The 9,554-nt window shown below is 69.5% G+C and carries 8 protein-coding genes; 3 read left to right on the forward strand and 5 right to left on the reverse strand.

All coding sequences use genetic code 11. The features are described 5' to 3' along the window. Window positions 1-471: 471 nt before the first annotated feature. Complete coding sequence (locus tag E1266_RS31740) at window positions 472-750, reverse strand: hypothetical protein (protein WP_132053366.1); 279 nt, start codon at window positions 748-750, stop codon at window positions 472-474. A gap of 686 nt (window positions 751-1,436) precedes the next feature. Here E1266_RS31740 and E1266_RS31745 point away from each other — a divergent pair. Beyond that, a complete protein-coding gene (locus tag E1266_RS31745; RefSeq protein ID WP_132053368.1) occupies window positions 1,437-2,165 on the forward strand; it encodes a HEAT repeat domain-containing protein in 729 nt (242 codons plus the stop codon). Window positions 2,166-2,914: 749 nt separating this feature from the next. Here E1266_RS31745 and E1266_RS31750 read toward each other — a convergent pair. Continuing rightward, window positions 2,915-4,183 (reverse strand): VOC family protein, encoded by a 1,269-nt coding sequence (locus E1266_RS31750; protein ID WP_132053370.1) that lies wholly within the window; start codon window positions 4,181-4,183, stop codon window positions 2,915-2,917. Beyond that, window positions 4,176-4,751: a sigma-70 family RNA polymerase sigma factor gene (locus E1266_RS31755; protein WP_132053372.1), complete on the reverse strand. Its 576-nt coding sequence runs from the start codon at window positions 4,749-4,751 to the stop codon at window positions 4,176-4,178. Before E1266_RS31755 ends, E1266_RS31750 begins: the two co-directional genes overlap by 8 nt. Window positions 4,752-4,932: 181 nt before the next feature. Between E1266_RS31755 and E1266_RS31760 the strand changes: the two genes are divergently transcribed. Both E1266_RS31760 and E1266_RS31765 read left to right on the forward strand, forming a co-directional pair. Further along, window positions 4,933-5,673 (forward strand): alpha/beta fold hydrolase, encoded by a 741-nt coding sequence (locus E1266_RS31760; protein ID WP_132053374.1) that lies wholly within the window; start codon window positions 4,933-4,935, stop codon window positions 5,671-5,673. 191 nt (window positions 5,674-5,864) lie between these two features. Next, entirely contained in the window at window positions 5,865-7,052 is a 1,188-nt protein-coding gene (locus E1266_RS31765) for a hypothetical protein (protein WP_132053376.1), read from the forward strand. On the opposite strand, the gene E1266_RS31770 is transcribed toward E1266_RS31765, so the two are convergent. Further along, window positions 7,049-7,405, reverse strand: coding sequence for an MmcQ/YjbR family DNA-binding protein (locus E1266_RS31770; RefSeq protein ID WP_132053378.1), 357 nt, complete (start codon window positions 7,403-7,405; stop codon window positions 7,049-7,051). The two genes, E1266_RS31765 and E1266_RS31770, sit on opposite strands and share 4 nt — an antisense overlap. Before the next feature lie 365 nt (window positions 7,406-7,770). Then, a complete protein-coding gene (locus E1266_RS31775; RefSeq protein ID WP_132053380.1) occupies window positions 7,771-9,237 on the reverse strand; it encodes a carboxylesterase family protein in 1,467 nt (488 codons plus the stop codon). Window positions 9,238-9,554: the final 317 nt, after the last annotated feature.

Here is a 9,554-nt window from a genome sequence, read left to right on the forward strand (position 1 = left end):
GGTGTCGCGCCGTACTGGCGAGGTGCGGGTTCCGAAGGTGGGGTGGGTGCGGTTCCGCTGGTCCCGCCCGGTGCCCGGCGGGGTGAAGTTGTTCCGGGTGACCATCCGAGACACCGCCGTGGGACGCACGGTGGCCGCACGGGGAGGCACGCCGTTGGGCGGGCCGGTGAACCGCGAACCTCAACCTGCTCTCTTGCCTGCGTAGGGACCGGGTTGGATCCCCCACCCTCATGCGGGGGAGGACGTCAACGGTACTTCCCGGTCGCCGCCACGAGCTCCGTCCCGCTCACCCGCAGGGACGGTTCTCGGACGGTTCCGAACCCGCCCTCGATGACCGTGAGCCGAATCGTTCCGCTCCGCTTTGTACTGCGGTCCGGCGAGCACGAGCTCCGCCACGCCATGCAGCGAATGCCGGGTCGCGGCCAGAGTTTCCCGGTCGACGCTCATAACCCACCCCTCGCTCGGACCCCATCACCGGCCGTCGGGGGTGCCGCCTCGGGGTGCGTATTCCTCTGCGAGCCTCCGGTCGTTCTCGGCCCACCTGAGATGACGCCTCGCCGACTGCCGATGCAACTCGGCCTCCTCCGGATGGGCGTCGGCCATCCGCTCCAGCAGCCGCGCGGCCCGCTCATGCGCTTGCGCCGACGACACCATCGTCTGACGCGCGTAGTCACCGGCGCCGCGCTCGGCGGGAAACGGAACGCCGCCCGCCCCCTCTTCACCGTCCCGCCAGGTCTCGCGCGCCTTCACGGAAGCCGCACGATCATCGCCGCCCCCACCAACCGAGCCCGTAGCCCTCCAAACACACCCGCTTACGTACCCCGCGCACCCCCTGTTCAGCCTTACCCTCCGACGTCCAACCACCCTCGGCATAGCCCCCCAGCGACTCCCCGCATAGCAGCCCCCAGCGACGCGCACGAAGCCGTGCCCACACCCTGGCGAACCAGCGACAGGACGACCGTCATCGAAAATCTCAACCAAAGGCCGACCATCTCCGAACAATTACGTCATCGCAAACAGGCGGTTGAGCTTGGGCGCAGCCAAGAGCGTTCCGAGGGCCGAGCTCACCGGAACGATGCACTCGCCCTCGCAGTCAGGTCGCTGAACTTGGCGTAGCGCCACCCGCCCAGCTCCGGGCCCGACAAGGCATCCACCCGGGCAACTGCCTGCGGTGGCGCGCCATCAAGTGCACCATCCCGGAGATGAGGAACCAGGTCGCCTTCCGGGCCCGGCGAGGCTTGAACGGCGGATGCCCATTCGCATTTGATGTGGTCGGCTATCGCGGCCACGCCATGGAGTGCGCGCTCAACCGGCTCGGACGCAACCGGACATCGATGATCAGGTAGGACAGGCTCGCCGTCGCTACAAAGCGATCTTGCAGACCGGGTGCATCGACGAGTAGCCGTGATCAGCCGTCCCGGGCAGGATGAGGGGCCATGTCGCTTCTTGCCCAGCTGATCCGCCTGCTTCCGGGCGAGGGGCCCGACGAGGTCGGGGATTTCGATGATGACGATTCGTTCGACAAGATCACCGAGTTGACCGGTGCCCTGATCGACAGCGCCGATCTCGGGCTGGTGCCCGAGCTGGAGGCGCATCTGGACACCTTTCTGGCGCGGAAGGACTTCTACGGACGCGACGTGATCGGGGAGGTTCTGGCTGGTATCGCGGGCCTCGATGCGCTGCCGGTACTGCTGCGCGCCTCGGCCCGGAACCTGGGCGATGACCAGGACACCTTCGCAACGATCATCTGCGAGCTGCTCCAACAAGACCCCGTGGGGGCGCGTCCGGCAGTGCTCGGCTTGGTCGACGCCGACGATGCAGCCCTGCGAGCCACCGCCGTCTGGGCACTGGACTTCATTGTCTCCGAGGAGGATCTTCCCCGCCTGCTGGCAGCTCTCAGAGATCCGCACCCCGACGTCCGGTCTGCGGCCGCAGGTCCGGTCGGCCAACTCGCCGAGCGACTCCCGAAGGCAACGGACGCGCTGGCCGCCGCCCTGAACGACTTCGCCCCGCAGGTACGAATACCCGCGCTCGCCGCACTCAGCTACACCCCCCAATCTGCAGCACTTCCGCACGTCACCCGGCTCAGCAACGACCCGGACCCGAAGGTACGCGAATGGGCCGCCATTGCTCTGAACCGTCTCCGCGGGACGGCCCTACCATGACCAAAACCGGCCGGCGTCATCCAGCTCCACCAAAGCCCCGCCTCCAACCGACGAACCACACCCCATAGCCGCCCCCTGCGTCCACCGCGCCGGGCCGCCAGCGCACGGCGCACCATGTTCCCCGTCCAGGCCACCATGGCGGTCTGGCGATGGCTGAACCGGCCACCCGCGCCGTCGCGCCCGCCACTAGCGCTACAGGCGCCGCCGTGACGCCACGCCCACTGGCCATTGAGGGGCGAACAACCCGCACCCGCCATCGCTGCGGGGCACGTTGGGACCGGATCGTCTCCCCGGCTACCACAGCCGTTGCGCCACGAGGACGGGATCCTTGGTGGGAGCCCCTCACTCGCGTGCCTCGACGCGGCCGGCTGCCGACCCCCGGGACCGCGCGGCGGAATTCCGCTCAACTTTCCGCTCGCCGCCGTGGCTCGCGAGGCCGGGACTTCTTGGGGAGCCGTCACCTGCGGGCTTCGACGCGGTGTGGGCCGGCGAATCTCCGGCCGCCCGGCGGTGCCGGACACCGCCGAGGAGGGCGGCGCGAGGCGTGTGCCTGTAGCGGCGATCGGTCAGGCGCGGCCGATCGCTCGCCGGGTTGACCGGCGCTGCTGCCGGTCGCATCGCGTGGACTCGGCGACGACCACGGATGGGCATGATCTCCTTCTGGACAGGGCCTGGTGGCAGTTGGTGGACGCCGCGCGCCTGATGGGGCCTCGCTTCGGCTCTTCGGCTTTGGGTGTGGTCTGGGTGGGTCAGTGTTGGGCCAGGTAGAAGTCGGTGCCTTGGTCGTCGGTGCATTGCGCGGTGATGCCGTAGGGCTGGCGGGCGGGTTCTGTTGCCGTGCCGCCGGCCTCGCGGACGCGGGAGACGGCGGACTGGATGTCGTCGACCGCGTACACCGGGACCACGACGGGGCGTTCGGTGCCGCCGTGCATGCCGGTCATCGGCTGTATCTCGGTGCCGCCTAGTTGGACGCTCCAGCCGCCGGGGGTGTGACCCGGGGTGAACTCCCAGCCCAGGACGGTGCTGTAGAAGGAATGCGCGCGGGCGATGTCGGGGACGCCGATCGTGAGGTAGGAGATCTCGCCGTGCTGCGGAGTGAGCCCGGCCCTTTGCGCGAGCTGGCGTTCAACGGGGCTGGGCGGCTGGTAGATCGAGAATTCCATGCCCTGGTCGTCCGTGCACATGGCGGACAGGCCGTAGGGCTCTTCCGTCGGTTCTTCGGCACGGCCGCCCGCGTCGCGGATCCGCCGGAGCGTCTCGTGGATGTCCTCGACGGCGAAGGCCAGGTAGGCGGTGCGGTGCTCCTGCCCGCCGAACATGCCGATGTGCTGCTCGGGCAGGCCCTCGACCTGGCGGGCGGACGGGTCGCTTCCGGGGACCGCGTGCCATCCCAGGACGGTGCCGTAGAACGCGGCGGCACGTTCGACGTCGGGGACCCAGATCGAGGCGTATCCGACATCGCCGTGGCGCAGGCGGGACGGGGCGGGCGCGGGCGGTGTGGTGATCATCCAGCGGTGACCGAACGGGTCGGTGACGACACCGTTGCGGCCGTACGGGTAGTCCGCCACGGGCCGGTCGGGGCTGGCGCCCAGTTCGACGGCGCGGGAGAAGACCACGTCGACGTCGGGGACCTTCAGGTAGAGCGATTGGCTCGGGCCGCCGCGCGCCTTGGGGCCGAGCAGGCCGAGCTCGGGCCACTCGTCGGCGAGCATCATGATGGAGTCGCCGAGCGCCAGTTCCGCGTGACCGACGCGTCCGTCCTCCATGACGATGGGCTCGCCGCGGAGCTCCGCACCGAACGCGTCCGCGTACCAGCGCAGGGCGTGCTCTCCGTTGTCGACGCAGAGGTACGGCGTGAGCGTACGCACCTGCGCGGGTGTCTCCTGGGTGGTGGTCATGGCGTCTCCCGTGGGTTGCAGCAGTGCGCGCCGCAGGCGTTCACGCAGCCGCGCCGCGAAGATGGGATCGGGGTCGACAGGGACGAGCGGAGCGCGGAGAGCCTCCAGCGGATCAGTCATCGTGGCCCTCCTTTGCCTCCGCCGTGCCTGGGGAGCCGGTCCCCGGTGAAAAGTGATCGTTGTAGGCGTTCCGGAAGGCGGCTCTGGCCCGGACCAGCAACGCTTCCGTGGCCTGGCGAGTGCGCCCGAGATGTTCGGCGACCTGGGGGACCGGCAGCCCGTCGAGGTAGCGGAGCGTCAGCGCGGCCCGGTGGTGGGCGCCCAGGGTGGCGAGGACCTCGCGGGCGAGAAGCGCGTCCAGGCGTTCGTCCGCGGGGTCTTCAACGACGTCTTGTGCGGCCCCGTCCAGGACCTGGAGGCCGCGCTCCTCACGGGCCGCCTTCCGCCAGTGATCGGCAAGTTTGTGGCGGGCCACCCCGATGAGCCAGGCGACCGACAGCTTCGGAGGCGGCTGTTTGCGCACCGCCTCCACTGCGGCCAGGAAAGTCTCGGCCGTGAGGTCCTCGGCCAGTCCGCGCCGACCGCACCGGGACAGCAGGTAGCCGTAGACCTCCGGGAGCGCCGCGTCATAGAGATCGAGCAGCGCTGCCCCGGGGTCGGGCTGGAGTAGCCGTCCCGGGTGGTTCATACCCCTCCATCGTTCGGCGGGCCTCTTCTCCGACGGGTGGGCACCGGGAAAATTCAAAAAGTTGCCGATGATCTTCCGGTGGCGGGTATTCCCGTAGGTCAGGGCGCGCTTGCTGGCTTCTGGACGAATCAAGGAGGTCCGTCATGATCACAGCCTGATGCCCGATCATGGAGTCGTGGTGATGCCCGAATCTCTCACCCTGTACACCGCCGACGACGTACGGATCGACGCAGGTCAGCTGAGTGGCGGCGGCGATCTGTGCTTCGTCCTGGCGCATGGTTTCACATGCTCGTGGCGGCAGCCCGCGCTCCGCCGGATCGCCGGTGTCCTCGACCGGCACGGCGGGGTCATCGGGCTGGACTTCCGCGGACACGGCAGGTCCGGCGGCCGCTCCACCGTCGGCGACCGTGAGGTGCTCGACATCGACGCGGTCGTGGCCGCGGCGCGCCGCAGAGGATACGAGCGGATCGTCGTGACGGGGTTCTCCATGGGCGGTGCCATCGGCATCAGGCACGCGGCCTTGCACGGCGGGGTCGACGCAGTGGTTTCGGTAAGTGCGCCTGCTCGCTGGTACTACCGCGACACTGTGCCGATGCGGCGGGTGCACTGGGCGATCGAACGGCGGGCCGGCCGACTGGCCGTCAGGTTGGCCCGCGGCACGCGGATCGCCCGCAACGGGTGGGACCCCGTGCCGGAAGCCCCACATGAGGTCGTCGGGCAGATCGCTCCGGTGCCGCTCCTCATCGTCCATGGGGACGCGGATGCGTTCTTCCCCCTCGAACACGGTCGGCAGTTGTACGAAGCCGCGCATGACCCGCGCGAACTATGGGTGGAACAGGCGTTCGGGCATGCGGAAGTGGCCGCAACACCGGATCTGATCAAGCGCATTGGCGACTGGGCCGCTGTCGCCGTCGGCCGGTGAAGGGGTCGGCTGGCGCACCCTCGCCTCGTCCGGTGGACTTGACGTGCATGGGAACAGGCTGGCGGGATCGCGCTTTGCGACCGCTCGCGGCTCGTTTGTGAGCTGGTGCCCTGACCTGCGGTTATGCAGAGTTATCCACATTGTCGCGACCGCATTACCGGCCGTTGTCCGACCGGCCATCATCGGTGTCCATGGACGGAAACAGCCTCTCCTGGAAGCGAACGGCCGCCGGTTCGATCGTCCCCGTCGGGACCGGCGTGGACCGCATCCCCGTGAACGGAGCCTCCCTCGCTGCACGAGCCGCCGCGCTCAGCAGCCTCTTGCCGGAGGACGTCGTGATGGTTCGCCGCACCGCGGCATGGATCTGGGGGCTTGACGTCCTACCGCCGGGAGTGGACGAGGCCGATTGGGAGATCGAGTTGGTCATGGCGGCCGGAACCGGCAACCCGTCCGGCACGCACGCGACGTCACCGCTCGCGTCAGTCGGCGCGATGGAAGCAGTGCCGATCACATCCGAGTCGTCCGAGACGGCATTCGACGCGTCGTCGGCCTCGCCGGGCAGCGCCTTGAGGACGCTTGGTCGGTCGTCGGAGGAGGCTGATTCGTTACCGTCCACACTCGGTGTGCCAGCGGGCCCGTTCACCGACGCTGGCGACTTTGGGCGCCGGTCGGCCGAGTCCTGTACCCGCTCGGGTCGGTCCTCGTTGCTGAGTTCGAACGGGTCGTCGTTGGCCGGTGCCGACAGCGTGATGATTCCGGCCGACCACGTGGTGGAGGAGGCCGGTGTTCGGATTACGTCCCTGACCCGGACGGCTCTGGACTGCGCTCGCTGGTTGCCTCGCTACGAAGCGGTCGCGGCGCTGGACCAGTTCCTTCGGCGGGGTGTGGCCGCTGAGGAACTCACCGGGATGGCTCGTGCTCTCCCGGGCTATCGCGGCAACAAGCGCCTGCGAGAGGTCGTCCGCCTCAGCGATCGGGGTGCGGCCTCTCCCGGTGAGAGTTGGGTCCGGGTCGCAGTCGTGAAGTCAGGGTTCCCGCGCCCCGAAGCACAGGTTCCGGTCATGGGTCCGCATGGGAAATCGCTGTACGTCGACCTCGGATACCCAGAATTCCGTGTCGGCGTCGAATACGACGGGGAGCGCTATCACAGCGGCCGGACGGCCCGCGCGCACGACGAGCGCCGGCGGGCGTGGCTGGCCAGGGAAATGGGATGGGAGATCGTTCCCGTCACCAAGGACTTCTTACGCCGTCCGGCGCCCTACCTGGAGGCTTTGCTCACCGCGATGCTTCACCGGGGGTGGACGCCGGATGACACGACCATGGAACGACTGGCTCTCCGCCTGGCTCGACTCGCCCACCGGCGGGTGACGGGGGCCTAACGGTCTGCGAGCAGCTTCACCAGGCGTTTCGGTGCGATGAGGCGGTAGCTGTCCTCGACGAGCTCGGCCATCTCGTCCCAGTCATGATCGACGTCGAGACGAGCACCCACCCATCCTTTGCTTCCCACGTACTTCGGGACGAAGAAGCGCTCAGGGGCCTCCGCCACCAGGGCCTCCTGTACGCCGGGGCCGGCCTTGAAGGTCATCGAGAGTCCATCCTCACTGGTCATTACGAACAGCTTGTCGCGAACCCTGAAGGAGGGGGCCGTGTGCCCGCCGAATGGCTTCTCCGTCGTCTCCGGAAGCGAGAGGCAGATTTCCCGTATCCGCGCCTGCGCGTCGCTGTCGCTCATGCCGTGCCTTTCCCATGATCGTGGTCGCCGCCCTCCAGGCGGGCCGCGTCCCTTCCTTGCGTTGACCAGCCGGCGGAGCTGATCGTGGGCGAGCTCGGGTCGAGGACTTCGAGGTCCGTGCCCAAGCCTTCTGTACCGCATGCCGGTGACTTTCTGCGGCAGCCGGACAGGCTTGACGATGCGGCCGGCCTGCCAGCGGTGCGGGCGCCGCCGTCGTGGTAGGCGCGGCCCCGTACCGGCGAGTGGACGGGAAGTCGGAGTGGCCGCTGCGGGAAGCGGGCGTATCGGCGACGGAGGTGCCGGGCCGGTCCGGGGGATGGGCGCGGCCCCGGGAAGCTTGGGCCGCCTCCATCCCCCGGGGCCGGTCAGGGGGTGAGCGCGAGGGCCGTGAAGGTGTGGTCCGCCCACAGCCTTCGTGACTTCTCCTCCGGATAGGGGGCGATCCTGGGGGATGTGTCGAAAACGTGAGTGAGCCGCTGCGACGGTTCGTAGACGGGCCAGCCGGGGTCGCCGGATGCCGCAAAATCCGTCCATGCACGGCGGATCCTCGACGACAACTGGTCGGCGGCGGTGGCGTCCCTGATGAGGAGGTCGGCCATACCACCCGCGAGGTTGCCCCAAACCAGGGGGACGTCCAGGCCATGACAGGCACCGAGACCGTTCGCGGACCAGGCCAGCTCGTACAGATGCACCGGGCCTCCCGCAACGGCCTGAGCCTCGGCGAGGTGCAGGGTCGGCATCCGGAACAGCCAGTCGGAGTGGACGAGCTCGTAGAGGGTCTCCGCAGGAGCGCCGGGGTGGGCGTCGCGGTAGGCCCTCGGGTCGGGAGCGAAGGTGCGCAGGGCGGTCGCGGCCCGCTCGTCCGTGATCTTGCCGAGGAGGCCGCCCATCGCGATGAAGAGGCGGTATTCGTCACGGTTGTGCCCGGTGATCAGCGGGATGTCCCGGGCGGATCCGGCGGCGAGGGCCGCCCAGGGGGTTCGCGGCAGCACGTCGCCGTCCATGACCGGGGAGAACGGAGTCGGGGTATGCGCCACAGGTCCCCACTGCGGATACCGCGCCATGGTGGCGGCTACGGCGTCCACGGATTCCATCAAACGGGCGGGAGGGATCTCAGCGAGAGCCTGGCGAACCGGGCGGACACCCGCCTTGGCGGCGATCACGGCACTGATGTCGTCCGCCAAGGCGGGGGAGAAGAACGTGCCCGGGACGCTTTGCGCGATGGCACGGTGGAACAGGCCCGACGCACGCGGCATCGCGAGCAGGGCCGCGATGGAGCCCGCGCCTGCGGACTCGCCGAAGACCGTGACGTTGCCCGGGTCGCCGCCGAAGGCCGCGATGTTGTCGTGGACCCAGGCGAGCGCGGCGACCTGGTCCAGGAGGCCGCGGTTGGCGGGCGCCCCCTCGATCTGCCCGAACCCCTCCATGGCCACGCGGTAGTTGAACGTCACCACGACCACGCCGCCCTCGCGGGACAGCACCGCGCCGTCGTAGCCGGGGTCGGAGGACTGGCCGATGAGGTAGGCGCCGCCGTAGATCCACACCATCACCGGGAGGCCCCCGGTACCCGGATCGGGTGTCCAGACGTTGCAGGTCAGCCAGTCGTCACCGGTCGTCTGCGGGATGCCGGGCGCGAGCGCCGACGACTGCGGCGGGGCGGGGCCGAACGCGGTGGCGGGCCGGGCTGCGTCCCACCGCTCCGGCGGTTCGGGCGCGGCGAAGCGAAGCGGGCCCACGGGAGGACGGGCGAAAGGGATGCCGCGGAAAACGGCAAGGCCGTCCTCGCGCACGCCACGCACGGCGCCGTACGCGGTGAGCGCCTCGGCGGTCATGGGCCACCCGTCCCTGGACGACAACACATGCTCGAGATCCTTCCGGCCAAATGCGGCTGCGGCCACGTGTTCTTCCGCTCGACGGAAGCAGTGCTGACGGACCCCAGGACCACCGGCGATGGTCGAGCCACCACAGCACCGCACCACAGCCATCCTCCACACGCGGAAGGGCAACGTCATCCAACGATCGGGTTGCTATCGGGCAGGCTTGACGATGCGGCCGGCCTGCCAGCGGTGCGGGCGCCGCCGTCGTGGTAGGCGCGGCCCCGTACCGGCGAGTGGACGGGAAGTCGGAGTGGCCGCTGCGGGAAGCGGGC

Source organism: Actinomadura sp. 7K534 (assembly GCF_004348575.1).
In the GTDB taxonomy this organism is placed as follows: domain Bacteria; phylum Actinomycetota; class Actinomycetes; order Streptosporangiales; family Streptosporangiaceae; genus Spirillospora; species Spirillospora livida.

Excerpts from the sequence above, each read along its gene's own strand:
- E1266_RS31745 (WP_132053368.1), top strand. The coding sequence starts at position 1,437 with ATGTCGCTTCTTGCCCAGCTGATCCGCCTGCTTCCGGGCGAGGGGCCC.
- E1266_RS31750 (WP_132053370.1), bottom strand. The coding sequence starts at position 4,183 with ATGACTGATCCGCTGGAGGCTCTCCGCGCTCCGCTCGTCCCTGTCGAC.
- E1266_RS31755 (WP_132053372.1), bottom strand. The coding sequence starts at position 4,751 with ATGAACCACCCGGGACGGCTACTCCAGCCCGACCCCGGGGCAGCGCTG.
- E1266_RS31760 (WP_132053374.1), top strand. The coding sequence starts at position 4,933 with ATGCCCGAATCTCTCACCCTGTACACCGCCGACGACGTACGGATCGAC.
- E1266_RS31765 (WP_132053376.1), top strand. The coding sequence starts at position 5,865 with ATGGACGGAAACAGCCTCTCCTGGAAGCGAACGGCCGCCGGTTCGATC.
- E1266_RS31770 (WP_132053378.1), bottom strand. The coding sequence starts at position 7,405 with ATGAGCGACAGCGACGCGCAGGCGCGGATACGGGAAATCTGCCTCTCG.
- E1266_RS31775 (WP_132053380.1), bottom strand. The coding sequence starts at position 9,237 with ATGACCGCCGAGGCGCTCACCGCGTACGGCGCCGTGCGTGGCGTGCGC.